The sequence below is a fragment of the Pedobacter sp. MC2016-14 genome (genome assembly GCF_020991475.1).
In the GTDB taxonomy this organism is placed as follows: Bacteria; Bacteroidota; Bacteroidia; order Sphingobacteriales; family Sphingobacteriaceae; genus Pedobacter.
This window is the reverse complement of sequence record NZ_JAJMPA010000001.1, coordinates 2,885,786-2,912,185: the sequence shown is the minus strand read 5'-3', so window position 1 is coordinate 2,912,185 and position 26,400 is coordinate 2,885,786. Positions and strand designations below refer to the sequence as shown.

General features: G+C 41.3%; 22 protein-coding genes and 3 tRNA genes. 3 read left to right on the top strand and 22 right to left on the bottom strand.

Annotated features, from left to right (window positions below; genetic code table 11):
* Nucleotides 1-7: 7 nt before the first annotated feature.
* The 6 genes from LPB86_RS12070 to LPB86_RS12045 all read right to left on the bottom strand — a co-directional run bounded on the left by LPB86_RS12070 (nt 8) and on the right by LPB86_RS12045 (nt 9,126).
* Nucleotides 8-910, bottom strand: a complete 903-nt coding sequence (locus LPB86_RS12070) for a DUF5017 domain-containing protein (protein WP_230644115.1) — start codon at nt 908-910, stop codon at nt 8-10.
* A gap of 14 nt (nt 911-924) precedes the next feature.
* Nucleotides 925-2,760, bottom strand: a complete 1,836-nt coding sequence (locus tag LPB86_RS12065; RefSeq protein WP_230644113.1) for a RagB/SusD family nutrient uptake outer membrane protein — start codon at nt 2,758-2,760, stop codon at nt 925-927.
* Nucleotides 2,761-2,771: 11 nt separating this feature from the next.
* On the bottom strand, nt 2,772-6,164 hold the full coding sequence (locus LPB86_RS12060) for a TonB-dependent receptor (protein ID WP_230644111.1): 3,393 nt from the start codon (nt 6,162-6,164) through the stop codon (nt 2,772-2,774).
* A gap of 184 nt (nt 6,165-6,348) precedes the next feature.
* Nucleotides 6,349-7,488, bottom strand: coding sequence for a FecR family protein (locus tag LPB86_RS12055; protein ID WP_230644109.1), 1,140 nt, complete (start codon nt 7,486-7,488; stop codon nt 6,349-6,351).
* A gap of 94 nt (nt 7,489-7,582) precedes the next feature.
* Nucleotides 7,583-8,158 (bottom strand): RNA polymerase sigma factor, encoded by a 576-nt coding sequence (locus LPB86_RS12050; RefSeq protein WP_230644107.1) that lies wholly within the window; start codon nt 8,156-8,158, stop codon nt 7,583-7,585.
* Nucleotides 8,159-8,952: 794 nt separating this feature from the next.
* A complete protein-coding gene (locus LPB86_RS12045) occupies nt 8,953-9,126 on the bottom strand; it encodes a nucleotidyl transferase AbiEii/AbiGii toxin family protein (protein WP_370632817.1) in 174 nt (57 codons plus the stop codon).
* 499 nt (nt 9,127-9,625) lie between these two features.
* Between LPB86_RS12045 and LPB86_RS12040 the strand changes: the two genes are divergently transcribed.
* Nucleotides 9,626-10,462: an ankyrin repeat domain-containing protein gene (locus tag LPB86_RS12040; protein ID WP_230644104.1), complete on the top strand. Its 837-nt coding sequence runs from the start codon at nt 9,626-9,628 to the stop codon at nt 10,460-10,462.
* 38 nt (nt 10,463-10,500) lie between these two features.
* Here LPB86_RS12040 and LPB86_RS12035 read toward each other — a convergent pair whose 3' ends face one another.
* The gene (locus LPB86_RS12035; protein WP_230644102.1) at nt 10,501-10,827 is read right to left on the bottom strand and encodes a helix-turn-helix domain-containing protein; all 327 of its coding nucleotides are present in this window, start codon (nt 10,825-10,827) and stop codon (nt 10,501-10,503) included.
* Nucleotides 10,828-10,942: 115 nt separating this feature from the next.
* Here LPB86_RS12035 and LPB86_RS12030 point away from each other — a divergent pair, with 115 nt between their 5' ends.
* Nucleotides 10,943-11,716: an SDR family oxidoreductase gene (locus LPB86_RS12030; RefSeq protein ID WP_230644100.1), complete on the top strand. Its 774-nt coding sequence runs from the start codon at nt 10,943-10,945 to the stop codon at nt 11,714-11,716.
* A gap of 490 nt (nt 11,717-12,206) precedes the next feature.
* Here the strand turns inward: LPB86_RS12030 and LPB86_RS12025 are convergent, their stop codons facing one another.
* The 8 genes from LPB86_RS12025 to LPB86_RS11990 form a co-directional block, all read right to left on the bottom strand.
* Nucleotides 12,207-12,434: a hypothetical protein gene (locus tag LPB86_RS12025; protein ID WP_230644099.1), complete on the bottom strand. Its 228-nt coding sequence runs from the start codon at nt 12,432-12,434 to the stop codon at nt 12,207-12,209.
* A gap of 660 nt (nt 12,435-13,094) precedes the next feature.
* Nucleotides 13,095-13,661, bottom strand: coding sequence for a hypothetical protein (locus LPB86_RS12020; protein WP_230644097.1), 567 nt, complete (start codon nt 13,659-13,661; stop codon nt 13,095-13,097).
* A gap of 370 nt (nt 13,662-14,031) precedes the next feature.
* On the bottom strand, nt 14,032-14,445 hold the full coding sequence (locus LPB86_RS12015; protein ID WP_230644095.1) for a nuclear transport factor 2 family protein: 414 nt from the start codon (nt 14,443-14,445) through the stop codon (nt 14,032-14,034).
* A gap of 3 nt (nt 14,446-14,448) precedes the next feature.
* The gene (locus LPB86_RS12010) at nt 14,449-14,976 is read right to left on the bottom strand and encodes a TetR/AcrR family transcriptional regulator (RefSeq protein ID WP_230644093.1); all 528 of its coding nucleotides are present in this window, start codon (nt 14,974-14,976) and stop codon (nt 14,449-14,451) included.
* A gap of 763 nt (nt 14,977-15,739) precedes the next feature.
* Nucleotides 15,740-15,813 (bottom strand) — tRNA-Pro (locus tag LPB86_RS12005).
* Between the two features lie 56 nt (nt 15,814-15,869).
* Nucleotides 15,870-15,943: transfer RNA gene (locus LPB86_RS12000), tRNA-Pro, on the bottom strand.
* Between the two features lie 89 nt (nt 15,944-16,032).
* Nucleotides 16,033-16,119: transfer RNA gene (locus LPB86_RS11995), tRNA-Ser, on the bottom strand.
* 68 nt (nt 16,120-16,187) lie between these two features.
* Nucleotides 16,188-18,263 carry an HD family phosphohydrolase gene (locus LPB86_RS11990; RefSeq protein ID WP_230644091.1) on the bottom strand — a complete coding sequence of 692 codons (2,076 nt, stop codon included), beginning with the start codon at nt 18,261-18,263 and terminating at the stop codon, nt 16,188-16,190.
* Nucleotides 18,264-18,413: 150 nt separating this feature from the next.
* Between LPB86_RS11990 and LPB86_RS11985 the strand changes: the two genes are divergently transcribed.
* Nucleotides 18,414-20,351: a KUP/HAK/KT family potassium transporter gene (locus tag LPB86_RS11985; protein WP_230644089.1), complete on the top strand. Its 1,938-nt coding sequence runs from the start codon at nt 18,414-18,416 to the stop codon at nt 20,349-20,351.
* Between the two features lie 65 nt (nt 20,352-20,416).
* Here the strand turns inward: LPB86_RS11985 and LPB86_RS11980 are convergent, their stop codons facing one another.
* The 7 genes from LPB86_RS11980 to LPB86_RS11950 form a co-directional block, all read right to left on the bottom strand.
* A complete protein-coding gene (locus LPB86_RS11980) occupies nt 20,417-20,824 on the bottom strand; it encodes a VOC family protein (RefSeq protein WP_230644087.1) in 408 nt (135 codons plus the stop codon).
* A gap of 128 nt (nt 20,825-20,952) precedes the next feature.
* Entirely contained in the window at nt 20,953-21,987 is a 1,035-nt protein-coding gene (locus LPB86_RS11975; protein WP_230644085.1) for an LD-carboxypeptidase, read from the bottom strand.
* Nucleotides 21,988-21,989: 2 nt separating this feature from the next.
* Nucleotides 21,990-22,847 (bottom strand): AraC family transcriptional regulator, encoded by an 858-nt coding sequence (locus tag LPB86_RS11970; RefSeq protein WP_230644083.1) that lies wholly within the window; start codon nt 22,845-22,847, stop codon nt 21,990-21,992.
* A gap of 56 nt (nt 22,848-22,903) precedes the next feature.
* Complete coding sequence (locus LPB86_RS11965) at nt 22,904-23,485, bottom strand: LUD domain-containing protein (RefSeq protein ID WP_230644081.1); 582 nt, start codon at nt 23,483-23,485, stop codon at nt 22,904-22,906.
* The gene (locus tag LPB86_RS11960; RefSeq protein ID WP_230644079.1) at nt 23,482-24,846 is read right to left on the bottom strand and encodes a lactate utilization protein B; all 1,365 of its coding nucleotides are present in this window, start codon (nt 24,844-24,846) and stop codon (nt 23,482-23,484) included. Before LPB86_RS11960 ends, LPB86_RS11965 begins: the two co-directional genes overlap by 4 nt.
* Before the next feature lie 2 nt (nt 24,847-24,848).
* Nucleotides 24,849-25,580 carry a (Fe-S)-binding protein gene (locus LPB86_RS11955; protein ID WP_230644077.1) on the bottom strand — a complete coding sequence of 244 codons (732 nt, stop codon included), beginning with the start codon at nt 25,578-25,580 and terminating at the stop codon, nt 24,849-24,851.
* 32 nt (nt 25,581-25,612) lie between these two features.
* Entirely contained in the window at nt 25,613-26,398 is a 786-nt protein-coding gene (locus LPB86_RS11950) for an SDR family oxidoreductase (protein WP_230644075.1), read from the bottom strand.
* Between the last annotated feature and the right edge of the window lie 2 nt (nt 26,399-26,400).

The following is a 26,400-nucleotide window of genomic DNA, read 5'->3' as shown; positions in this document are numbered from 1 at the left end:
TTCATCTTCATTGGGTTACGGTTATATTAATTTGTTTAACAATGGAAATTTCTGCGCTGGCATTTCTATTAAAAGCCACAAATGTTACAGTATAGTTCCCAGGTTTGGTAAATGCGTATTCATAGTTTGTAAGTACTGCACTCGTTAGGCCCTGGATCGACACCGGAACATCCGGCGTGGCTTTTTTAAGGTCAAAGGCACGTGAGACTACCCAGTCTTCGTTGTCCTCGTTCACGCTTCCTGCGCCCGTCCCATTAATACTGATTAGTCCCGTTAATAATGGAATTATCCAGGATACCGTAGAGTTTTTAACATCTACCGATTTCCAACCCACATTGTCAATCGTTGCCAACGGAACTGTTTTTCCGTCTGTAAGGATATTGTTTAGATTGAATGTCCTAATTGTCCAGGTGGGCTGTCTTAATGTAGCATGATTGTATCCCACATATTTAAATGCAAAATAAACGGGTTTACCCAAGGCGGAAATGTCAGTAAGGTCAACCACACCAGAAGGCCACCTATCCACACCGGAAGACAAAGCCGCCCTGCTGGTGATGTCCGTCCAGGTTGCCTGGCTTATGCCCGGGGCATCATAATTTCCGGAAAAATCTACCGAATAGAGCAACCGCAGCGTCCCTGTTTCTCCTGTATTCTGGATAAAAGACGTAAAATCCAGTGTTGGCTTACCATTTGACGACATCCGGTTTCTGTTATCATATGAAAATCCCGGTTCACCGGAATAAAAAGCGATGTGGTCTGTTTCTCCAGAGAACAGAAATTTCACTTTTTCATTGATCTTATAGGTTGTTTTTTCCGTTGTAATCTCAAATTCTGGTGCCTCCACCTTCATCTTTTTACAACTGGCCAAAAATAGACCTGGAACCAGCAGGAAAATCGCTATTAATTTCATGATGTTTTTATGAGTTACCATCCCGTATTTTGTATTAATAGTTTATTTACGTTCATGTCGTGCGTAGGAATTGGCATGAGCAGGTTACGATCAGAAACTATAGTAGGTGAATAATTAAGAAATTTATAGGCAGCTGGTGCATTGTTATTGATGTCATCCGCCATGGCCCGCATCGTAGGTATAAATATGTTCCAGCGGATGAGATCGTTTCGGCGTAAAGCTTCAAAACACAGTTCCCTTGAACGCTCGCCGTAAATTGTCGCCAGAAAGGCTCCTGGAGGATCGGTTTGCGCTGAAGTCAGATCGGCATCCGTTAAAGTGGTCAATGCAGGGGTTACTGTAGCCCCGGTGCCAGGACCGCCAAGTGTTACCGTAGGAAGACCCGTGTAATTTGCACCAGGGTTGGTTACCGTTACATAAGTGACCCTACCCCCGGCTACGGTCGCAACGGCAGTGGCACCACTGCCCCCACCTCCAGAAATTGTCACTAAAGGAGCGGTAGTGTAACCTGCACCTTGTGTGTTTACGGTAATGGATTTAAGGTTGATCCCGTTTAGCGTTTTCCCATACCCCCGGCGCCTAACCTGGTTTACGGCATCTATCGCCAATGGCGTAACGCCATTTACGTAATACTCTGCCTCGGCAAGCATTAAAAGTACATCTGAATACCGCAGCACCGCGAAATTTTGAGGTGTGAAATTTTTGTTCTTTGGTGTAAGAATTTCGTACTCGCGCCGCCACTTACCAATATTCAACGCCCATACTTGCGTATTTGCGATGTACGTATCTCCGGGGCCTGAATAATTATAATTTGCACAGTTCCAGTCCCTTCTTATGTCAGGGGATGGTTTGATGGGCAGAGGACTTGTTAAATCAGACGCATAAGACTTGTAAAGCGTATAAGTTGCATTTGCCGATGCATAACAATATCCAATCTCCAGGCTATTGGTCTTGATACCAAGATTGTTTCCAATACGCCCGGTTTCATTGTATATTCCGGTGCCGTTGCCAGAGAATTCTATCTCCCAAATACTTTCTTTAACGTCGTATTTATCCTGGGCGTAATTGATAAAAATCTGCCTGTAATCCGGATTTAGGGCATGTTCGCCAGAAGCCACTACTTTTTTTGCCCAAGCCAGCGCATCATTATATTTGGCTTCGTCCCTTAGCGGGTATCCTGCCATGGTTAAACATACCCGGGCAAGGATGCCCTGAACTGCGGTTACGCTAACCCGACCACTAAATCCAAGCTTGGTAATGGTCTGTTCATGCAGCCTTAGCAGTCCTTCTGCTTCAGTCATGTCATCGAGTATCTTCGCATAAATTTCCTGCGTCGGCGTACGGGCCATGTTGGGGTTTTCAGTTGAAATTGTAGGGCTAAGTACCAAGGGCACATCTCCAAAGTTAGACACGAGTAAAAAATAATAGTAAGCCCTTAAAAACAAGGCTTCGCCTTTAATTTTAGCCCGCTTACCCGCATCCATTTCCGGCTTATCTATACTTGCCAGCAATACATTGGCACGCTGAACACCAAAATAGAGGGCACGCCAGAAGCTCGTTACGATGGCATCGCCCGCATCTGTATTGTAAGAACGTATGGTTGTGGTAGTAGGTGTAGCTTGTAGAGATTCGTCTGTGGTAGAATTAAGTTCCCAAACCATATATTCGCCATAAGTCTCGGCGCGTCCCAAAAAATCATACACACCGATAAGCCCTTTATTAAGCTGATCCTCGGTGGTATAATAAGATGCGGTAGTTAAAAAATCTGTTGGCTCGGTATCTAAAAATTTTTTACAGGAGCTTTGTGCCAGCAACAATACTACAGCAAATAAAACTGATAACTTCTTCATTTTATTTATCATTATAAGTTTGCATTTAAACCAATTACAATTGTGCGGGGAGTTGGGTAAGATGACCAGTCAAAACCGGGGGTTAACGCGCTGTTCCTGGTAGAGACATCTGGGTCCCGGCCCGAATAACCTGTCCATGTATACAGGTTTTGTGCCGTTATGTATGCTTTTAACCCTTTTATCTTCAGCTTGCTCAGCCAGTCATTTGAAAAATTATAATTCAAACTCACGGTCTTAAGTTTCAGATAAGATCCGTCCTCAAGTAATCTGGTTGAGTAATAAGTAGGGCCCTGTCCATTTGGCCTGAACAGTGTACTACTTGGTTGCTCCGGCGTCCAGTAACTGGCATAACTGGCATACTGGTTTAGCGCACCAACCCCTCTGCCGTTCCCTTCAAAAATAAGCTTGTTTGCATTGAATATTTCACTACCATAAGACCATTGAAAAAATACATTTAGCCCAAACTTCTTGTACACAAAATTATTGCTAAAACCACCCCTGTGAATTGGCATCGCACGACCAATAATGGTAAAATCCTTGGCATCCACAACCAGATCGCCATTAATATCCTTATACTTAATATCGCCCGGCAATATGTTAGCTCTTGGATTGCCGTTTGTAGTCAGGTTACTTTTTAACAGGTAACGGCCATCCGGGAATTTATCGAAGTCTTCATATTGATAAACACCATCCCATATGGCACCGTAAAACTGGGCAACGGGCTCACCAACTTTCGCTACATACAAGGCATTTGCGAAGGAAGCGTCCCAGGCTACGGTACTTGGAAAAACTTTTTGGTTTTCCGTTAACCCCAGCACACGATTTCGGTTGAAGCTAATGTTGAAAGAAGAATTCCATTGAAAATCCGTACTTTTTACGTTTACTGTATTCAGCGTAATTTCTAATCCCTCATTCTTCATTTTACCTATATTTTTAAAGCCGGTATCATAACCAAGGTGGTAAGGAAGTGTGGCATTTAGCAGCAAGTCTGAGGTCACCTTTCTATACACATCAACTGTCATTGATAAACGCTCCTTAAACAAGCTTAAGTCAAAACCGATATCCGTTTGCGCAGTGGTCTCCCATTTTAGATCTTCATTGCCCACTGCATTCAGATTGACACCTGCGACCGGGGTTCCATTGTTGAAATTGTAATAGGAAATTATTGGCAGGTTAACCGTGGTGAGGTAAGGAAAATCACTTACCCTGTTGTTACCTGTTTTACCATAGCTCAGCCTCAATTTTGCATCAGAAATAGATTGTATGTTTTTAAGGAAAGACTCCTGCTTTAATCTCCAGGCAAAGGCGCCGGAAGGAAATGCCCCCCATTTGTGGCCAGGGGCAAATTTCGAAGACCCATCTCTCCTCATGGATAAAGTAAATATGTAGCGGGACCTATAAGTATAATTTACCCTCCCCAAAAAAGACAACAATGTACTTCTGGAACTCGTAGAATTCAGACTTTGCGTAGCGCCTTCATCCAGACCGTCAATTCCGAGCGACTCATTTGGAATTTGTGACGCGACTAATCCATAAGCTGAGGTATTAAACTTCTGCGCTGTGAATCCCGCAACGGCATTCAGGTTATGGATTTTATTAAATACCTTGGTGTAGGTCAACGTATTTTCATTCAGCCAGTTGCTGTTTGTTGTGTTGGTAACGCTTCCATTTACCCCTTTAGAATTGTACCTGATGTTTCCTGTTGACGTTTGGGAATTATAAAAACCCTCTGCCTTTAAGAAATTAAGGTCCATGCCCCCGGTTACTTTTAAGGTAAGTGAAGGTAAAATCTTATACTGCAGGTAGGCATTGCTGATCAAATTATTGCCTGTTCGCCTGTTCAATTCATTTCTTGCCGATAACACCGGATTGATGCGATAATCGCCATTTAAATTTCCATCAATCGTAGGGTCATATAGAGAATTCAGTAAATCCTCGTCATTTGCACCTCCAGAGGTAGGCCTGTAACCCAATGCTTGAAAAAGCAAATTTATGGAAGCACTGTTGGCGCCCCCGTTTACAATATTCCCAAACGTCCGCGTATTGCTGAAATTGGTATTAATGCCGATTTTAAACCTGTCGTTTACGGTTTGATCAAGTACTAACCTGCCTTGATAACGACTAAAGCCCGAATTGGTCATCATTCCATTCTGATCAAGGTATCCAAAAGACAGCGAGTACTGTGTTTTATCGGAACCGCCCCTTACAGACAAATTATGACTTTGCATCCCAGCTGTGTTTAGCAGTTCATCCTGCAAATCTAAACCTGCTACACCAATGTAGCTATCTAATGTACGGTTAGGGATTGTCAGGTAAGTATTGATGGCTGTAGCTGGTGTGTTGGCGATCTGGTACCTCACAAAATCATAAGGCTCCATCATTTTTGGACGGTTTACATCTTTTTGCAAGCCGTAATATCCATCGTAATTTAAAACCGGCTCGCCTACTTTACCACGTTTAGTGGTGATGATGATAACCCCATTGGCACCTCTGGAGCCATAAATTGCAGTGGCAGAAGCATCTTTCAAAATATCGATGGATTCGATATCTGCGCTATTGATGAGGTTATTGTCTGGGTTGGTTACCGGAAAGCCATCTATAACGTACAACGGGGAATTGTCCTGGGTAACGGAATTGGCCCCTCGGATCACAATGTTTGATGGTGCACCAGGCTGACCATCGTTGGTGGTTACCTCTACACCTGCCACCCGTCCGGCAAGTGCATCATCAAAGGATTTTACAGGCGCCAAAGCTAAATCTTTAATATTTACCTTAGCAACAGATCCCGTAAGATCTTTTCGGGTAGTGGTTCCATAACCAATAACGTACACCTCATTTAGTCCTGTATTTTGCAGCTTTAAGCTTACATTCAGCACACTTTTACCAGCGACGGGCATTTCCAGGGGCTCGTAACCAACAAATGTAAATTGGAGCACCGGGTTGCTTTGATCCGGAATTACGATTTTATAGATTCCATTAATATTGCTCTTTGCCGTAATTTTAGTGCCCTTAACTGTAATGTTCACACCTGCCATGGCCTGCCTTTGCTCGTCCGTAACCTTCCCCGTGACGTTAATGATGTTATTTGCCGGCACTTGGGGTTCATCTATTTTTCTTATCACAACCGTTTTATAGGTCGCATTAAAAACAAGCTCGATATTTTGACCTTCAAAGCACCGGTGCAGGACCTCCTTCAACTCCATCCTGGTTACATTTAAACTAATGGGCTTCAGATTTTTAATCAGGCTGCCATCAGCCATAAAAGTTTGTCCGGTTTGTTCGGTAAGTTTATTAAAAACAGTTTTGATCGTGGCATTTTCGACCTTTAAATTTACTTTTTGAGCAAAGGAAGCAGCGTTCGCCTGCAAAAAAACAATCATTATCAGCACAACGTTAAGTTTCATAGCAATGAGAAATCTGGAGGAAAAGCAAAATCGCTTTCCGCATATTAGTGCAGTAAAATTTTTATACATTTGGTAAGGATTTATATTTGGTTTGTCAATCATTTATTTGTTATCCTCTATCAGTAGTTATACTGAGTAACCAGGGGTGGCTCAAAACACTCCTGGTTCTTTTGATAACCGGTATTTATTTAGTTATTGCTGTAACGGTTACCCTCCTTTCCTCTATTTTAAAATGAACTTTATTCGTTAATTCAATCGTCTTCAATAGATTGGCCAGGCTCCTGGAGCGCAAGTAATTCCCTTGAAAAGTTAGCCCTTCGAGATTTCCTTCGTATACAGGCACAAAATCATACCAACGGGAAAGCTTTTTCATAATCTCTTTAATGTCCTCATTATTAAAAATGAAGTAGCCATTTTTCCAGGCCATCACGTCCTCTACATCAACATGCTCCAGGCTTATGTTTAAGTTCTTGTAGTCATTGGTCGCCATTTGACCAGGCTTCATAATCCTGGAATAGCGGTTTGCGGTAAACTTGATGGACCCCTCCAACAATGTGGTCTTGCTAAAAGCCTCATCGCCATAGGCATGGACATTAAAATGTGTCCCTAAAACCTCTATCTGCTCCTTACCCGTAGAAACGATGAACGGCTTATGAATATCTCTTTTTATCTCAAAATAAGCCTCACCATGAAGCTCAACATGCCTCAGCCCTGTATTTACAAAAGAAACAGGGAATTTTAGCGATGATCCGGCATTCAACCACACAATACTTTGATCTGGTAATACGACTTTATGTTCTCCACCTCTTGGCGTGGTTATCATATTATAAATTGGTACGCTTTTTTCAGGTTCTTGCGCTGCACGGTAAATAAGTTCACCATTAGCATTTTTAACCACTGTTATACCCGATTCTGTGGCTAACGCTCCTCTTGCTGCATCGTTGAGATTTATTTTCTTACCATTCCCGAGAGTAAGTATGGCTTTTCTACTGCCCGGGTTCAGATCATTAACAACATATTGCTTGTTTGTCTGTATTTGACTTTTTGTTCCGACTGTTGCAAAATAGAACCCAGCGGCAAACACTAAAACAATAGAGGCGGCAGCTACAATACGTGGCCACAATTTTGCCGGTCTAATCTCGTTACTTCGCTCAATAGCTGCCCAAAGTTTTACTTTCAGTAGCATATAGTCTGGTGTGCCCAGTAAATCTGCCCTTTCCTTGGTTTCGTCTAAAAACCAGGATTCTACTACTGCCTTTTCTTCAGTGGATGCTCTTCCTTTATTATATTTGGTTAGCAGTATTCCTGCCTTTCTTTTACCCATAGTCTTCTTGCTTTACGTAAGGATATGGATAAGAACGGCAGCTCAGATAAAAGTAGCAGATGAAAATAAAAATATTTTTTCTCCAGAGCCGGGATTACAGAAAGGTAAGAGCGATACTAAGCAAGTCGCCGAATTTAACCTTTAACAAATTGACCGCATTATTTCGCTGTTTACGAACAGTATTCTCAGAAATACCCAGTTCTTCAGCAATTTCTTTATAAGACAAGTTGCCTTTCTGTGTATATTTAAATACCTCACGCATTTTTTCTGGAAGCATTGACACTTCATATTCAATCCTCGCTGCAAGTTCCCGCTCCCTTGCAAGGTGATCTGTTATACAGGTACCGTTATCCATAAAATTACCGAGGGAATTGATGTAGTTTTTGCGAACCTTACTTTTTTCAAAATGTTTAAGGATGCGGTTTCTTACTGATGCATATAAAAAAGCAGATAAGGAAACTTTTAATTCGAGGTCGTCCGACTTAGACCAAAGCATGACAAAAATATCCTGCACCACATCTTCGGCTTCCTTTTCACTTTGCAGCAGCCTACGGGAATATCTATATAAAACTGCCCAATACCGGTCATAAATTTCAGCATAGGCGTTCTTATCACCACCTTTTAAAAAAACAGTTAATTCTGTATCGGAAAGTTGACTATACTCCTGCATACGTAATTTTAGATGCGAGTGCTGATACTTGGCAAAGCTTTACCCTTCATACTTGGTTATTTATTGTAAAGCTACAAAACGTCATCAATAAAGTGAAATTATTTAGACCTCGCTTTACAACAATCGAAGTAGTATCAACTTATAACAGTCGGTTCCCTTGACGAGCGATTCTTTTACCGGTTATCAATAATCCGATCGCCTCGTATTTCCCTATGCAGACAAACAGGCATATCAATATACATTCCATCACTCCAATATACTTTCTGCATCCCTCATGCCCGGCATTACAGGCCATTATTTAGTCAAAACCCCATCAGTTTCCCCATGTTGGAAATAAATTAAAACTTAACACCCAGCAGATTGCAATCACCAGAAAATTTGCAAAATGATCAATTATGAAAGTGTTAAAATTTTGCCTGAAATAAGATTTGCAAATATCTATTAATACTCAATATGATCTTTGCTGAATAACAAAAGGACAACTATTCCATTTAAATAAAAAAGTCCTCAAATCATAGATTTAAGGACTTTTAATATTGTGTCGGGGTGGCAGGATTAACCGCCATCTTTATATCTATTTGATAGTAATATTGTTATTAAAAATTTTTAACCTGAGGTACCTCAAAAGGTACCCCACATTTTTGATTAAAAATTGTAGGGGGAACACCCCGATTTTTTCTCGAAAATCAATGAACTTTGTTTACATAAATATACCGTTTTTATCGGAAAATTATCTGGACGCTTCACAAAAAAATCAAACGCAGTTTGAAGAAATTAGCCTAAAATTTTGGCTACTAATTGGAGTGCACTGTTCTTCCTAAAGCTGCCTTGATATTTTTAATTGCAGTAGGACGGTCATCCATAGGAATGTACAACAGATCGATATCTACAGAAAGCCTGAGTAATGGCCGGTAAAAAAGATTGATTGCCGTTCCACCTTTCAAAGCAAAGCAATCTTCCTCATCAATTAATAGCAGTCATCCCTTTCTCGATCAACCATGACCTGCTCACAATCATGCTATCGGGTATGAGTTGAATTAATTCTTTTCTGCGTTCGGAGTTGACAGGCATAGTTTATTAAATCTTATTGTTGCGGCGATGATCGCCGCGAATACGAAATTAAGCAAACCATTGGTTTAACAAAATCAATATCTGTGGCGATCATCGCCGCAGGACAGCAAAATGACAAACTAATTTTAAACAAATTATTTTATACTTAAAACTAACTAGTAATAGGTATAGATAGATAGAGCAGCTGGTCATTATGAAGCGAAATGACTGGAAAGCGGGTTTCGAAATCAGGTGGATAGTATTGCCGAAACCTCCACAGGCATCAAAATCGTAAGCACTGCGCTAGTGACCTTGATCCGGAACTGGCCAGTACTGGATTAATTTAACAGCAAACAGCCGACTAATCAATTCCTCAAACCATCCGGCCAACCGTTTGTTGCATCTAAAAATAGTACCATGTCCAAAGCTTCAGAGAAACCAAGCCTAAATTTGCTCGACGCCGCACGTAGCTGCGATTCCCTTTTAGTCAAAGACCGGATTAGCCAGGGAGCGGATGTTAGGATGAGCGATAAAAATGGCTTTAACGCATTACATTACGCGGCCATGGGCAGTAATGCCTGCGATGAGGAAACTCCTATTTTGAAAACGCTGAAAGTATTGCTCGAAGCCGGATGCCCGCTCACCTCAGCAAGTAATGACGGAAGATCTCCCCTTTTCCTGCTGGCAGAATTCTCTCCATTTCTTTCTCCGGTAGCATTTTTAATCCAGGCCGGAGCCGATCCGGATGTCAGGGACGGACATGGCAATCACATCACAGAAAATGCCATGATGGAAGAGGTTCAGGCATTGCTGAGTGAACTTACGGGCGTAGTTCCCCAGGAACCTGAGCCGGCATTGCACTTTGAAAAAATGTCTCCCCTCGCATGGAAGACTGCTAGCAAGACGGTAGATGACGTATTTTCCGAATTGAACGCGGATGGGATCATCTGCCTGGCAGACACAGGTTATACCCAATCAGATGGTTTCGCTGATTGTGCGGAAGTCCTCGCTCAGCACAGCCAGCCGGACAGGGTCAGCGGATTCTGTTTTTATACCAGGCAGGATCTCCGAACTGCCAAACAAACAAGCCAGCTTTATTTAGGGATATGGGGAGCGCCCAGTGGCGAAGATCAAGAGACCACCACCGTCGCGAAGCGCGTGATTTCAGCCTTTGAAAGCAAGGGAATGAGTTGCAGTTGGAACGGCTCAGCCTTAGTGCGTCCTTGTGTTCTGCTTTACGACTTCAAGGGATAATTCATTACTCATCTTCGAAGAATTCAGCGTTTAAGCTTTTAAGCCACGTATTTTACACCCCATTTCAGCAACTCTTGAATGCTGGGCGCTAAGTCCTGTCCCTTTTCAGTCAACGTATATTCTACCGTCGGCGGCACCGTTGCAAATACCTCTCTGTTCACAATACCATTGGCTTCCATGTTTTTCAGCTCTTTAACCAGCATCCGGGTGTTGATCTTAGGTATCATGCGCTCTATTTCGCTGAAACGCCTTTTCCCCCCAAATAAGGCATAGATGATTGACATGGACCATTTCCCACCGATGATATCCAACAATTCCTGCAGCGCGCAGCGCTCTTCACATTTTTCCATTTTTTTTCCTTTCATAACTAGCTGAAAATGTGCTTCCCTTTACTTTATGTTATTACTATACATTCGTGTTACTACTTTCAAAAGTAAAGTATTGTATTTTTCTTTGCAAACAGAAATTAATTTTAAAACCATGGAAACAACATTAAAAGGCCAGGTAGCCCTGGTGACAGGTGGTACAAAAGGCATCGGTCAGGCGATCGCAGATAGATTAAATGACAGAGGAGCACAGGTCGTGGTCACTGCCCGAAATGCGCCAGAGGAAAACCCGAAGGGACATCATTTCATTGCCGCTGATCTCACAACAGCAGATGCCGCAGCAACAGTAGCCCAGGAAATCTTAGCGGCATATGGAAGGATCGACATCATAGTCAACAATGCTGGGGCGAATTTAAGTCCGGGAGGGGGTTTCAATTCACTCGATGATGAACATTGGCTTAACGACTGGCAACTAAATTTCATGTCGGTGGTACGCATGAACAAGGCCTTACTGCCTACGATGATCAGCCAGAAAGGTGGTGTGGTGATCAACATCTCTACCGGAGCAGCAAAGCTGCCCCTCTGGGAAATGACCATGTCCTATTCTGCTGCTAAGTCAGCTTTGAATACCTACAGCAAGGCACTTGCCAATGAGTTGGGCCCGCAAGGCATACGGGTAAATGTCGTCTCACCTGGTCTGGTAAAAACAACCTTGATGATGGATTTTATTGAGAATATTGCAGATTCATCAAATGTCCCAGCTGATCAGGTTTTCCAGTCAATCATGGACAAAGTTGGCGTACCTATAGGAAGAATGGCAGATCCGGAAGAAATCGCTGGCCTTGTCGCTTTTTTGGCGTCCTCTGAAGCCAGGTACATTACAGGGATAAACTATTCTGTCGATGGCGGTGCTTTCCCGGCAGTTTAGCACCTATGAAATGCCATAATAACCTGTAAGGCAGATTTCTCCTATACTAGTCAAATAGGGGGAATTCTGCATGCATTAGGTCGACGTCTGTCGAGCGCTGTGCAGATCACTAGCCATAAAACCGTCAACTAACTGCATGGCTCGAATTCAATTGCGTAATTTGGTTAGCTCAGACTTGAGGACTGTCTTCTACTAACATAGGTTTACAGTTTTAGAAATAAATTAATTTCAAAAATGAATGAACACATTTTAAATTTTACTAACACAAAGACAGTATAGTGGAGGTTTCCTCCCCGCTTTTGGTGGTAAAATAGAACATTAGTCAAAATACAGTCAACTACTTTCAAAGAGTTCCCATTTAAAGGCGATTTTTCTGTGCAATTTTACCTTCAACTCTTCCGACCACCAAAAGTGGGGAAGAGCCAGGTTTCCTCCCCAGCCATGTACCATAAAACATCAGTACAGCGCTTTCTCACGGGGCGAACAAAAACTACTGCCTCCAATTACCAAGCACGGGAATGCTGAGCCTGAGATAAGTTTTGATGTCTGCGATGTCTTTTCCAAACGCCTGGTACCAGCCGCCGGATGCCCGGAGGTCCGCTTTACTTTGATAAGCTTCACTGTAGACCAAACGATCGAAATCATCAATTGCTCTTTTATCTTTGAGCAGATGATCAAACATCCAGTCATGACGGTATCCATCCTTCATATTAGGCACTTGCCATGATCATAATGACTAGTTGAAGATATTTGACCACCAAGTCCTGGTTGGTGTCATCTCCGGTGCAATATCATGATTTGTTCACCTGAACTTTGCTAAATCAACAGCTCTCAATTGAATACCACGTCCCGGTATTTGCTCCATGGGGTCTTATTACCTCACAGCCTTCAAGCTCCCTCCCAATCGTGAGGAGCGGCAGTTGATCTGACTTAGCGGTTTTTCCGATTTCCCCTCAGGAAAACTGACTTTCGTAAAAATGCAAAACCATTTGTTAGCCGGTGTTTTTTCCTAACGACTGGGATACTCAAGATAGCCAGAATTGATATGCAGGCAGATGCGCCCAGGGCACCGCCATACCCCTGAAAGAATTTACTTGCATTCAGAAATATAATGCAAAATAGAATTCCTGCGACTCCAATGAGCCAATAGCTTCTGATTAGGCGATTTGAAACCATTCCTATAAACGAAGAACCGATGCAAACTAGTGGAATATTTTTTATTAGGTATGGGTCGATACCGAAGTTAGAAAATTTGAGAAGCAAACCCACAGAAAGGGATAGCATGGCCGATGAACGCACAGGCCCTTGATTCAATTCTTCATTAACATAAAATGTAATGATAGCGCCCATAAACCCCACGCCGATTAGTATTAATAGGTTAAGCATATCTTGAAATAAGATAATAGATAAATGAGGTAGTGACCACTCCTGCAAAGGCTAAAGTGCCGAGCTTTCCTCCTACCCCCGAGAATAGACTTTTCGAAACTAAAATTAAAACAGCGGTAAAAAAACTTGCTGTAAGGACAAAAACCAGGTTGGGAGCTACGCTAGTACTAGACATGCCGATAAACGCACCACAATATATGGCACTAGGAAGCTTTTGAAGGTAGGTCGATAGTTTCTTGAAATTCGGAGTAAAAGAAGCTACTAGCCCAACGGCAGAAGCAGAAATTACCGGCCCCATTTCCAAATAGTGATTAAGATAAAAAGATGTAACTGCCCCTATCGGAATCCATATTACAACCAGAATATGCTCATACTGATGTTCGTGATGATGAATTTTCCCACTCGTATACGCCGCAAGTATCAGAATACTGATGATAGCGATCGAAATGAGAATTCCCATAGACTGAAGATTTTCTCTAAAGATCGAGAAGAGAAAAATAATTTGGATCGACAGCAAAAACATGATCGATGCTTTTCTGAGGAGCTTGTGTTTTTTCATTGAGTGGAAGGTATTATGACTCACTATAGGAATTTGACTTGATGCGATGATCGGTTGATGATAGAAATTAACACTTTAAAATGAACGTATGCGAACTTCCTCCTATCCCGATGGTTCTTACGTTAACTACACAAAAAATGCGAATCGGCCATCGGCTAAAATGTTGATGTCCTTAAGTGGCAACTGCAAACCCGTAGGGGTATAAGCTTTACAGACTATATAAAACCAAAGCATCTTATTCTATATATGATTTATGCAGGTTGACCTGGGGATGAAATTCGCAACTAGGGCTTGAGGGAAAACATAAAATTTGAAACTAGCACACCATGTAGAATCCAACAAATTTCATCTCTCTTCTTAAAACCATCAACTATTTTAATTTCCGCTGGTCTTCACTGATGGCTAAGTTATTAATACTTGCATATCTCTTGGCCATTAAACCATTTTCATCAAACTCCCAATTCTCATTACCATACGCCCTAAACCAGTTGCCATCTAAATCCTGGAACTCATATTCGAACCTTACAGCGATGCGGTTATCGGTATGAGCCCAGTATTCCTTTTTAAGTTTATAGTTTAACTCTTTCTTCCATTTATCGGAAAGAAATTCTACAATTTCTGCTCTTCCATTTACGAATTGATCTCTGTTTCTCCATTCGCTGTCAACAGTATAGGCTTTGGAGATTTTCTCAGGATCCTGTGAGTTCCAGGCATCTTCTGCAAATTGAATTTTTTGTAACGCGCTCTCCAATGTATATGGAGGTAAGGGAAATTTTTGTTCCATGATTTAATTGATTAGGTTATTTATAATTGACTTTGAACGTTCTATTAGTTGATTCGACCTGAACATTTTACTTTCCGTAATGCAGCTCTCGAAGAGCAGATAAACGTGATCCGAAATAGCCTCATCTGCAATCAGAGTTTTAAAGAACTCCTTTAAATCTTCCTTGTGTCGTTGGATCGGATTTAATAGCTTAATATTATCACCAGGTATTTCAGACAAAATATTCAGGAAACTACAGCCTCGAAAATTCTCTTTTGCATTCATATGGATCAAAAAATCAAATGACGAAACGACCTTGGATTTCAATCCTTCCGCCTTTTTATTGTAATCATACAATTCATTAAACCAGTAGTCATGTCTGGCATCCAGGAAGGCTACACACAAATCCTCCTTTGATTTAAAATGCTGATAAAAACTTGCCTTGGCGACATTGGCCTCAGCAATTATTTGATTAATTCCTGTGGAGTTATAACCCTGACTTGCAAAGAGAACAGAGGCTGTCTCTAGAATCCTTTTCTTTGGTGATGACATAAAATCAAAATTTACTTATGCAAAAGTAGTAATAAAAATTATATAAACAGACAGGTCTGTCTATTAATTTTAAAAATTAAATAATCGATGATCGATACCAACGTCGTTGGGCTGTAAAATCATGTTCGTAGACTAACTAAAAAATCAGAACGAGAAAATGATCCGCAATTCATGCGAATCTACGAACACATTTGATTTGACGATCGAGACATGGAAGGTTCTGAGGTACCAACAGCAAAACTTCAGGTGTAGCAGAGCAAAGACACAATACCGGATCGGCGAGCGTTTTTCAATGCTCTAGTAATTCTGGCTATGGATTTCTGAAGAACTGATCCTGGAGCTGAGTAAAAAAACCGCAGCGCTCAAAGAATAAAATGATGAGCCGGACCAACGAGTTCGGCCACGAAGGGGTTTTGCCAAACTTCTAGTGCATGGTTCGAAAAACCCCTTAATCAACCTTAATCTGGACGCACAGGCGTTGTGAATGCATCTTAAACCTCAAAAGCTTATAGTTTCGACGCTTTTCTTCAACAATTTGTAGCAGCAATATGTTGCTGTAGTTAATGGATAAGCCAATCAGTGGATGATGATCGAGACATGGAAATGATTTCGAGGGACCCTAAAATCGAAAAACCTCGATAGGGTCCCTCGTAGGGTCCCTCAATACTTGAAATTATGTCATATCAGAGGATATAGGATTTAAGCAAAAAGGCCTCAAATCATAGATTTAAGGCCTTTTTAACAGAAGGGTAAATTCTGTTCGTCGGGGTGGCAGGATTCGAACCTACGACCTCCTGCTCCCAAAGCAGGCGCGATACCGGGCTACGCTACACCCCGAACTGGTATCTTCTTTTTTACTGGTCAATATTAAACTACCTTTCCAGATAGTTTTGTCGGGGTGGCAGGATTCGAACCTACGACCTCCTGCTCCCAAAGCAGGCGCGATACCGGGCTACGCTACACCCCGAACTGGTATCTTCTTTTCCCCTTTTCGAGGGGCTGCAAAGTAACGCATTTAAATTAACAATACATTGCTTTTACACCATTTAATTTCAGCGGAAGAAGAGGGATTCGAACCCTCGGTACCGTTGCCAGTACGACAGTTTAGCAAACTGTTCCTTTCGGCCACTCAGGCATCCTTCCGTTATTCGCTCGAAATGTCCCTTTCGAGGCTGCAAATATAGTAATTCAAATAGGTTTTCAAAAAAAAATTACACGTTTTGTAAGTAATCTATACGCACATGATAGATACTCATAAGCATAGTCTTGAATATCAACTTTATAGTTTCTAAATCTTTTAACGTTAAATCGCAATTATCTAACTGGTCTTGCTCCAGTTTATAATTAATGATGCGTTCCACCAGGTCATTTATGCTCTGTGCATCCGGATTTTTAAGACTTCTTGAGGCCGCTTCAACCGAATCTGCCAGCATTAACACCCCGGTTTCTTTAGAAAAAGGAATTGGTCCGGGATACCGGAATATATTTTCATCTACAAATTTCTCTGGGGAATTCTTTAAAAACGACTGATAGAAATAATCTACCCTGGTGTTTCCATGGTGCGTTTTGATAAAGTCTATAATAGTTTCGGGCAACTGATGCTTACGCGCAATCTCAATGCCCTTAAGCACGTGCTTAATGATGATCTGCGCACTTTGCTCATATGGCAATTTATCGTGCGGGCTTTTGCCGGTATTTTGGTTCTCAATAAAATACTGCGGATTTTCTATTTTACCAATATCGTGGTACAAAGCCCCTGCCCTAACCAATAAAGAATTACCACCAATTTTAAATATAGCAGCTTCTGCTAAATTAGCTACCTGTAAGGAATGCTGGAAAGTACCAGGCGCCTTAAAACCAAGCTCCCTAAGCAACTTATTATTCGTATTAGTTAACTCTATCAACGCCACATCAGATGTAATACCAAATACCCGCTCAAAGCCATAAATTAATGGGTAAGCGAGGAGTGACAACAACACACTAATTACAAAAGGCACAAAGTTAACCCATTCAATTTCTTCAAACGAGCCTTCCCGAAGTAAGGCGATACCTACAAAGCAAATAAAATAAGCCGTTAAGATAAATAAGGCAGATAGTAAAAGTTGTTCTCGTTTAATTAAGTTACGAATACTGTAAATGGCCACCATTCCAGCTGTAGTTTGATAAAATACAAACTCAAAACTGTTGGGCACAAAAAATCCAGCAATTAAGATGACCAATAAATGGAGATAAAGTGCCAGCCTGGTATCGAACAGGATTCTGATAATAATTGGTACAATACAAAATGGTATATAGTATAAACTAGGTAACTGCAATTTAATAGACCAGGTTAAGGCAAACAACATGGTGGTGATGACAAGCAGCAACAAAGATAGCTGCCTGTTATCCGCAAAAATATCCTTCCTAAACATGTACAGGAACACCATTTGTAAACTGACCACAAAGCCTACCAATAAGATTTGCCCCAGGTAAACCAGCTGACTGCTGCCGATAGTTTTAATCTGTGCTTCGTAAGTTTCTTTGAAAGACTCCAGCTTTTGATAAGCATCATCATCAATCACACTTCCTTTTGCAATGATAAGATCTCCTTTTTGAACCATACCATGTGTGGTAGAAAGGCTATTGATGGTACTGGTTTGTACGATGCCAGTTAGTTTTTCATCAAAAACCACATTAGGCTGTAAATAATCCATCACTAAATTGGTTACCACATCTTTAACCTTTGGGTCTACCGGGCCAAAGTTCTTACTAAAGTAATCTAATGCCGATTGAACAGTATATAAATCCTGGCTATTGATGGTTTTAGTGATGTTGTTATTTAATAAGGAAAGGTCACAATATTTTTTCCCTTTAAGGTGTTTGCTGTCAATAGCCAGAATGCCTTTCTCATAAATGCCCTTCATTAAGCTTAAAGAGCTTGCTTTATAAACATCTTTTTCTGGTTCAGGAAAAGCCGCGCCTTTCCATTTGATGTCAAACTCGTTTGAATAGGCCTCAGAAACAGCCTCAAAAACTTCGCTGTCGTATTTATAGATAGGCAATATGTTTTCTAATGCATCATTCTTGTCTATAGTTAACTGTGGATTGGTTTTTAAAATCGCAAAGCTAAACGGTGAAATCAAATCTTTATTCTGCCAAACTTTACCTTTCTCAAATTCGTAACGGAACCGGGGCTGCTTGGGTAAAAATAACGTAATGGTAACCACGGTAAGCAGCATCATTACATACTTGATATTGGATGAGTACTTGCGGTAAAAGACCTTATGAGAATTCTTTCTGACTTTCATTATATCAAAAATAGCATAAAAACATGAATATACCGTGCCTCTATGTTATTCTATTCATGTATAGCAATTATTGAAATATTTAAAAGAAAATCAGCCTATTATCATTTTACTATTTTATACCTTTGCCCCACTTCAAAAATAAGAGACGATATGTCAAATCATAAAGATGTCAATAAACTGTCCGCCGCCGGTTTATTAATTAGCCTGGGAATTATTTACGGCGACATAGGTACCTCTCCACTTTACGTATTTAAAGCCATCATTGGCGAACGTTTGATCACCGCCGACCTCATTCTTGGAGGGTTGTCCTGCATTTTCTGGACGCTCACCTTGCAAACAACCATTAAATACGTTATTATTACTTTGCAGGCAGATAATAAGGGTGAGGGTGGAATTTTTTCTTTATATTCTCTGGTAAAACGTAAAGCAAAATGGCTCATCATCCCCGCAATGATTGGTGGTGCTGCATTACTGGCAGATGGCATCATGACCCCTGCTGTTACCGTATCTTCTGCTATTGAAGGTCTGGGTATCATTTATAAAGATTTACCAACCGTACCTATAGTCATTGCCATTATATCAGTCCTATTTATTGTACAGCAATTTGGAACCTCGCTCGTGGGTAAAGCTTTTGGCCCCATTATGTGGCTCTGGTTTACTATGATTGCCGTATTGGGATTGGTTTATGTACTTCAGTTTCCTGAGATTTTAAAGGCTGTTAATCCTTATTATGCCTACCATATACTTACCACAAATCCGGAGGCATTTTTAATTATAGGTGCAGTATTTTTATGTACTACGGGAGCAGAAGCGCTGTATTCTGACTTAGGGCATTGCGGTCGCGCAAATATCCGCATCAGCTGGATCTATGTTAAGATATGCCTGGTGTTAAATTATATGGGTCAAGGTGTATGGCTTTGGAAAATGCAAGGCCAAAGCCTGGGAGACGTTAACCCCTTCTATCATTTAATGCCAGACTGGTTCCTGATCTGGGGAATCTCCATTGCAACAGTAGCTGCAACAATTGCCAGCCAGGCGCTGATTTCGGGCTCATTTACCTTAATTGCTGAAGCAGTACGCTTAAATTTATGGCCTAAAGTAAAAATCAATTACCCAAGTAATCAAAAAGGTCAGTTATATGTACCTTCCATGAACTGGGTGTTATGCATAGGCTGTATCATCGTGGTATTAATTTTCGAAAAATCTACCAATATGGAGGCCGCCTATGGTCTTTCCATCACTATAGCCATGCTAATGACCACCATTTTGGTTTCCATTTTCTTAATGAGAAAAAGGGTTCCAATGTACCTGATCATTATCTTTTTAACTATATATGGCGTCATTGAACTTACCTTTTTATTAGGCAACGCTGCTAAAATTCTTCATGGAGGCTGGTTTACGGTACTGTTAGGAACCTCACTCTTTTCTATCATGTGGGCATGGTTCAACGGACGAAGAATCCGTAACCGCTATATGAAATTTGTAGACATTGAAAAATACTATCCTATCATTTCAAAAATAAGTGAGGATAGTACAATTCCTAAGTATGCCTCTCAATTGGTGTACCTTACAAGTGCCAATTTCAATTCCGAAATTGAGTCGTCCATCATGTATTCCATGATTCAGAAACTACCTAAAAGGGCCGACGTATATTGGCTGTTGCATGTTGATGTAACCGATGAGCCACATACCATGGAATACAAAGTTGTTCCATTAGTACCGGGCAAACTGATTAGAGTAGATTTTAAACTTGGGTTTAGGGTAGAGCAGCGCATCAACGTATTGTTCCGTAAAGTAGTGGAAGACATGGTTAAAAATAATGAAATTGACATTACCAGCAGATATGAATCTTTACATGAACATAAAATTGCTGGTGATTTCAGGTTTGTTGTCGTAGAAAAAGTGTTATCTACCTCTAACAGCCTGGATTTTGTAGAGCGCATTACGATGATTTATTACCGGATCCTTAAAAATTTCAGTGTACCAGAAGAAAAAGGCTTTGGGCTAGATTTGAGTTTTGTAACCGTTGAAAAGGTGCCCTTGATTGTGGATTTGCCAACGGATTTTGTCTTGAAGAGAATAGAATAATTTGTTTTTTCACAAAAATGCGTTGTCTGTTGTGGTATGATTCCAAACAGGCAGCGCATTTTTTATTACATCATAGAATGAAAGCCAATCTGATTGCCTTCAGTGTCCATACATATTCCACAAAACCCATATTGTCCAATAGACATCTTCTCAGAAATCACCTGGCCTCCTGCAGCTGCAACTCTTGAAATTTCAACAGCACAATCCTCACATGAGAAATAATTTAACGTACCTCCAGCGCCGGGCTTAAACATAGGTGATTTTACGATTGCCCCACTAATACCAGGCGCATCCATCTCACCTGGAAAAAACACCATTTCAAAATATTCAGCACTACCTTCTTCAGCATCCATTCCTTCCGGCATTGGCGCAGCTTCCATTTTAAGCTCCAATACGGTTTCGTAGAATTTCTGTGCCCTTGGCAAATCTTCCACGTAAATTTCTGTCCATCCAATTGGGTTTCTTGTTTTCATAGTTTCTGTATTTATATCTAAAATGATTTTTTATTTACAACCCAAAAATGATCAATAAAAGGCACATTTACAGGTGCTGTTTAAGACAAAATAGCGGTGCATTTGCGTCAGGTAAAGCGCGGAATAATTTAAAGAGATCTAAGTGTGCTGCCTGTATTTTCTACCATAAGAATGTGCCGTACACCGCATTTTATGGCGATGTTGTTCCTTTGATGCCCTACCGGAAAATCGAAGCAAACAGGATAATCATATTCTTTTACCTTTTCCAATATAATCTCAGCTACCGACTTACCAAACTCTTCATTTGGATCATCTTGTTTTACTTTAAAGCCGCCAATAATCAATCCGGCCAGTTTGGAGAGTTTTCCTGTACGTTTTAAGTTCCACAACATGCGGTCTATGCTGTAAAGGTATTCACCGGTATCTTCAATAAACAGAATTTTATTCTTGGTATCCAAATCAGATACAGTTCCTGCAAGCGTTTCTATAATGCTTAAATTACCGCCAATCAGCGGGGCCTCTGCCCTGCCTAATCTGTTCAACGCATTTGCTGGTGCAGTATATTTGAAGTCTTCACCTGCCAGTGCTTGTCTTATAGATAAAATTGTAGCTATTTGTACAGGATCAGCTTTGGTCCAGTCGCCCGGAAAACTATTACACATTTTACTGTGCAGGCTGGCAATTCCAAAGTTCCGGTTAATGTGGCAATGTAAAACCGTTACATCACTAAATCCTATAATCCATTTGGGATGCTTTACAAAAGTTTTAAAATTAAGGCCATCAATGGTCCTTACCAGACCGTAACCTCCCCTGGCACACATGATTGCTTTTATTTCCGGGTCATCCAGCATCAGCTGAAAATCGGCCATTCTTTCCTCATCGCGCCCGCCGTAAGTAAAATCTCTTTTGCCAACAGCAGCACCTATAATCACTTTATAACCCCAGCTTTCCATCAGTTGCACAGCAGGCTGAATATCATGTAAACCAATATATCCAGCAGGACTTGTAATTCCAATTGCATCACCAGACTTCAAATACGGAGGGATTTTCTGCATTAACCTAGCTACATTCGGCTCTTTTGATGTTGATGCTGCCCAACCATTTGAAGCAGACAAAGCAGCGCCAGCAGTTATAACGGAAGAGATAAATTTTTTTCGGTTCATTCTTAGAGGGTAAACTCCTTTTGATAAGCTAAAGGGCTTTTTCCGGTAATGTTCTTGAAGCTTTTATGAAAACTAGCCAGGTTATTGAAGCCGCTTTCAGAACAAACCTGCTTCATATTTAACCTGTTATCTATAAGTAATTTACAGGCATGACCAACTTTGATTTCAGCAAGGAATTGTGAATATGTTTTATGCGTTACAGATTTAAAATAACGGCAAAAAGAACTTGTACTGATCCCAGCTATACCAGCAATATCATCCAGGTGAATGTTGTTTCTGAAGTTAGCGAAAGAATATTCATAAACGTCTTTGATCCTGTTGTTGCCCCCTTCTTCCCTTTCCAGCACAAAACCCACAGAAGATAACAATTGCAGACGGTCGCTTTTAGCGATCTCTAGCAAAGCCTGGATCAGATAAATCAATCGGTCAGCACCTTCAGATTCCAGCATTAAACCCAAAATTTCAATGATCCGTTGTTTATTACTTCCCAGTACCTTGATGCCGCGCCTGGATTTTTCCAGGATATCTTTAAGCGGCTTGTTCTCCGGAAGATTTAAAAAATATTCACCAGGAAAGCCTTCTGAAAAATGTGCTACTTTAACATCAGTAGCAGTAATGGTACCCCCATCCTGATCAAAACGCCAATAATGCGGTAAGTTGCCCCCAACCAGTACAAGATCTCCCGGACCAAACTCTGTAATGCTATCGCCAATAAACTGCGTTCCCCTCCCCTGTACAAAATGAATCAGCTCCACTTCAGGGTGGTAATGAAACTTATTGTTCATGCTGGGTTTCAAATCGTGTCGTACACTGAACGATTGCGCCGGACTCCTGGAAATTTTAAGTAACTGAGGTTTCATGGCTTATATTTCTTGCTAATTTAGCAAAATTACAAGACAACTAGATCATTGTTAAATTAGAATTGTAGCAATAAGGTCAGACTTCTTGGCCCATGAGCCCCGATAACAAGGCTCTGTTCAATATCAGCTGTTTTGGAGGGACCAGCAATAAAAGACCCGAATCCGGTTTTGTTGACTTCAATCTTTTGGTAAGCATGGTGCATGGTAGGCACTATTTCATTGACTTTAAGCACCACTACCAGGTGCTGACAAATAAAAGGCAGCAAACGGTTCACCATGGCATTTTCATCCATCCAAACCGCCCCATTTTCAGCAACACCCAAAGCCCCTCTTACATAAGCAACATCAACTGCTTCCAACTGTACAGAGTTCATTTTATTGATGTTGGCCAGCCCCTCGGCATCAGCAGTAATGGTATTGATCACAAACTCTTCAGGGCTATGTGAAGCCATCCTTGCCAGCAAGGAGGCCTCATCCTCAAAATGTTCAACAGTTCCACCTATGCGGGTTAATATCAGGTCAAACTGTGCTGCCAGGTTTTCGTAGTTAATTACGCTTTCCAGGTTAATTTGTGGCAGGGCTACAAATGCAGGTTGGTTTTCCAGTGCAGCTTTTAATATGTTCTCTCTTGAACTCATTTTTTTCTATTCTTAATGTACCATTCGCCAAAACTCTCTTTTGGAGGAGCAGGCATTTCACGCTGTTTGTACCATGGATTTAGTCTGTTATTGACCATAAAAGGGGCAATCCGCATAAAAAAGCGCCCCATCTTTCCGGCAAAACGGTAAAGGTTTGGATGAGAGAAAAGGAAACCCATTCCCTGCATGCTCAATTTTTTTCCCGCGCCAACATAACCCTCTGCAACAATCACCTGACGCCATTTCCACAACTGCTCGTGAATGTCAATCTTAACCGGACAAACATTAGAGCAGGAACCACAAAGCGTGGATGCAAAAGGTAAATCTGCATTTGCCTTCATGTCTAAATTAGGGTTAAGGATGGAACCTATGGGACCAGCAACAGCGGTATGGTAACTATGGCCACCGCTTCTTCTGTACACAGGACAAGTATTGAAACAAGCCGCACAGCGAATACATTTCAAAGAATTTCTGAAATCAGGTCGTCCAAGTTGCCTGGTCCTTCCATTATCAACAATTACAATATGCATCTGCTGACCTGGACGGGGACGATGAAAATGACTGGAATAAGTAGTGATAGGTTGGCCTGTAGCGCTTCGCGTTAGCAACCTCAAAAATACGCCCAGATGTTCTGCCTTAGGGATCAGTTTTTCAAATCCCATACAGGCCACATGAATTTTTGCGGTGTGCGCACCCATATCTGCATTACCCTCATTAGTGCATACCACAAAACCACCAGTCTCTGCAATGGCAAAGTTTACACCGGTAATGGCCAGCTCAGAAGCCACAAAGTGATCACGCAAATGTATCCTTGCAGCTTCCGTTAAGTATTGAGGATCGTTATTGCCCTTTTCAGTATGTAAAAACTCGTGGAAAGTATCACTTACGTCCTGCTTCTTTAAGTGAATGGCAGGCAATACAATGTGACTTGGTGGTTCTTGTCTCAGTTGAACAATCCGTTCGCCAAGATCCGTATCAATCGTTGCAATGCCATGGTGGTTTAAATACTCATTGAGGTGGCATTCCTCGGTAAGCATACTTTTACTTTTCACAATCTTCTCGATGCCATTGTCTTTGATCAGTTTGTGTATAATTCTGTTGTGCTCTTCCGCATCTGCTGCCCAATGAACGGTAATCCCGTTAGCATTGGCATTTTTTTCAAATGCGGTTAAATACTGACTTATATTAGAAAGTGTATGATTCTTAATTTCAGAGGCCCAATCCCTTAACTGCTCCCATTCTGGTAGACCATGGGCGGCTAAATCACGCTTGGCACGTACAAACCACAAGGTTTCATCATGCCAGTCGGTTCTTTCACCATCTTTAATAAATTCCGCTGCAGCCTCAGCATGTGATTTCATAACTATTGGTGATTTAAAATTTCAGCAATATGCAATACCTTAACCGCGCTGCCCTGGCGCTTCAAAATTCCCTCCAGGTGCATCAGACACGAAAGATCTGCAGAGGTAATATACTCTGCACCATTCTTTACATGATCCGCCACCCTATCCTGGCCCATCTTGGCAGACACAGCTTCTTCAGCCACACAAAACGTACCGCCAAAACCGCAGCATTCGTCCATCCTGTCAAGTTGAACCATGTTTACCCCATCTACCATCCCCAGCAATTGCAAGGGTTTGGAAAAACCGGGTGCCACAAGTTCTGTCATCTGAGAGATTTTTAAGCCACGCTGTCCATGGCAGCTTTGGTGTAAGCCAACCCGGTGAGGGAAACTGGCCTTCAGTTGTTCAACCTTAAGCACATCTGTTAAAAACTCTGTAAGTTCATATATTTTGCTTCTTAACGCAACGGCCTGCGCTTCATCTTCAGCATGTAAATGCTCCTTGAGGTGTAATACACAACTCCCGGAGGGGCAAACAACATAGTCATAACTTGAAAAGTTTTTTACAAACAAAGCATCACAGCCACCCGTTAAACCAGAAAAACCAGAATTGGCCATTGGCTGTCCACAGCAGGTTTGACCGCTGGGATAACCTACCTCCACACCTAGTTTCTCAAGCAATTCTAAAGTTGCAATTGCCGCTTTAGGATAGAACTGATCTACATAACAGGGGATAAATAAACCTACTTTCATTAAATACAGATATTAGAATGCTAAGCTAATAATTATTTAGTAATCGCACGATCCAAATGCACATAACCACCGTCTATATACACTAACTGGCCTGTTGTGTGGCTCGATTTTTCAGACAAAAGGAATACCGAAGCATTCGCAATTTCCTCAGCTGTAGTCATTCTCGTACCCAGGGGGATCTTTTGCGTAATTTCCTTCAATTTTTCTTCAGAATTTTCCAAAGAGCTGATCCATGTTTGGTAAAGTGGCGTAAAACACTCCGCTACAATAACCGCATTTACACGAATACCATAAGGCAACAGTTCAACAGCCCATTCCCTGGTTAATGCATTTCTGGCACCGTTGCTGGCAGCATAGGCCGAGGTACCACCCTGTCCGGTATCCGCCACTTTAGAACCAATATTTAAAATAGATCCTTTGGATTCCTTTAAGGCTGGCAAGGCATAATGCGCCATTAAATAATAATGCACTACATTTTTATGCAGACTATCAATAAAGCCTTCATAGCTGCCATTTTCCAGTCCTACACCATCATTAACACCTGCATTATTTACCAGTCCGTCTATACGGCCATGTATTTTAAGCACCAGCGTAATGGCCTCTTTACATTCTTCAGGATCTTTCAGCTCGGCAACTACATGACCTGCCTGTCCCCCTTTTGCCTTAATCGCATCAACTACCTTTAAATTATCTTCAGCTTTTCTACCTATAATTACAGGAATGGCGCCTTCTGCGGCAAGTGCTAAGGCTATGCCTTCACCAATGCCTTTTGCACCGCCAGTTACAATAACTACTTTATCTTTCAGTTGTAAATCCATTT

Coding starts and splice junctions, on each gene's coding strand:
- LPB86_RS12070 (WP_230644115.1), bottom strand. CDS start 910: ATGAAATTAATAGCGATTTTCCTGCTGGTTCCAGGTCTATTTTTGGCC.
- LPB86_RS12065 (WP_230644113.1), bottom strand. CDS start 2,760: ATGAAGAAGTTATCAGTTTTATTTGCTGTAGTATTGTTGCTGGCACAA.
- LPB86_RS12060 (WP_230644111.1), bottom strand. CDS start 6,164: ATGAAACTTAACGTTGTGCTGATAATGATTGTTTTTTTGCAGGCGAAC.
- LPB86_RS12055 (WP_230644109.1), bottom strand. CDS start 7,488: ATGGGTAAAAGAAAGGCAGGAATACTGCTAACCAAATATAATAAAGGA.
- LPB86_RS12050 (WP_230644107.1), bottom strand. CDS start 8,158: ATGCAGGAGTATAGTCAACTTTCCGATACAGAATTAACTGTTTTTTTA.
- LPB86_RS12040 (WP_230644104.1), top strand. CDS start 9,626: ATGTCCAAAGCTTCAGAGAAACCAAGCCTAAATTTGCTCGACGCCGCA.
- LPB86_RS12035 (WP_230644102.1), bottom strand. CDS start 10,827: ATGAAAGGAAAAAAAATGGAAAAATGTGAAGAGCGCTGCGCGCTGCAG.
- LPB86_RS12030 (WP_230644100.1), top strand. CDS start 10,943: ATGGAAACAACATTAAAAGGCCAGGTAGCCCTGGTGACAGGTGGTACA.
- LPB86_RS12020 (WP_230644097.1), bottom strand. CDS start 13,661: ATGAAAAAACACAAGCTCCTCAGAAAAGCATCGATCATGTTTTTGCTG.
- LPB86_RS12015 (WP_230644095.1), bottom strand. CDS start 14,445: ATGGAACAAAAATTTCCCTTACCTCCATATACATTGGAGAGCGCGTTA.
- LPB86_RS12010 (WP_230644093.1), bottom strand. CDS start 14,976: ATGTCATCACCAAAGAAAAGGATTCTAGAGACAGCCTCTGTTCTCTTT.
- LPB86_RS11990 (WP_230644091.1), bottom strand. CDS start 18,263: ATGAAAGTCAGAAAGAATTCTCATAAGGTCTTTTACCGCAAGTACTCA.
- LPB86_RS11985 (WP_230644089.1), top strand. CDS start 18,414: ATGTCAAATCATAAAGATGTCAATAAACTGTCCGCCGCCGGTTTATTA.
- LPB86_RS11980 (WP_230644087.1), bottom strand. CDS start 20,824: ATGAAAACAAGAAACCCAATTGGATGGACAGAAATTTACGTGGAAGAT.
- LPB86_RS11975 (WP_230644085.1), bottom strand. CDS start 21,987: ATGAACCGAAAAAAATTTATCTCTTCCGTTATAACTGCTGGCGCTGCT.
- LPB86_RS11970 (WP_230644083.1), bottom strand. CDS start 22,847: ATGAAACCTCAGTTACTTAAAATTTCCAGGAGTCCGGCGCAATCGTTC.
- LPB86_RS11965 (WP_230644081.1), bottom strand. CDS start 23,485: ATGAGTTCAAGAGAGAACATATTAAAAGCTGCACTGGAAAACCAACCT.
- LPB86_RS11960 (WP_230644079.1), bottom strand. CDS start 24,846: ATGAAATCACATGCTGAGGCTGCAGCGGAATTTATTAAAGATGGTGAA.
- LPB86_RS11955 (WP_230644077.1), bottom strand. CDS start 25,580: ATGAAAGTAGGTTTATTTATCCCCTGTTATGTAGATCAGTTCTATCCT.
- LPB86_RS11950 (WP_230644075.1), bottom strand. CDS start 26,398: ATGGATTTACAACTGAAAGATAAAGTAGTTATTGTAACTGGCGGTGCA.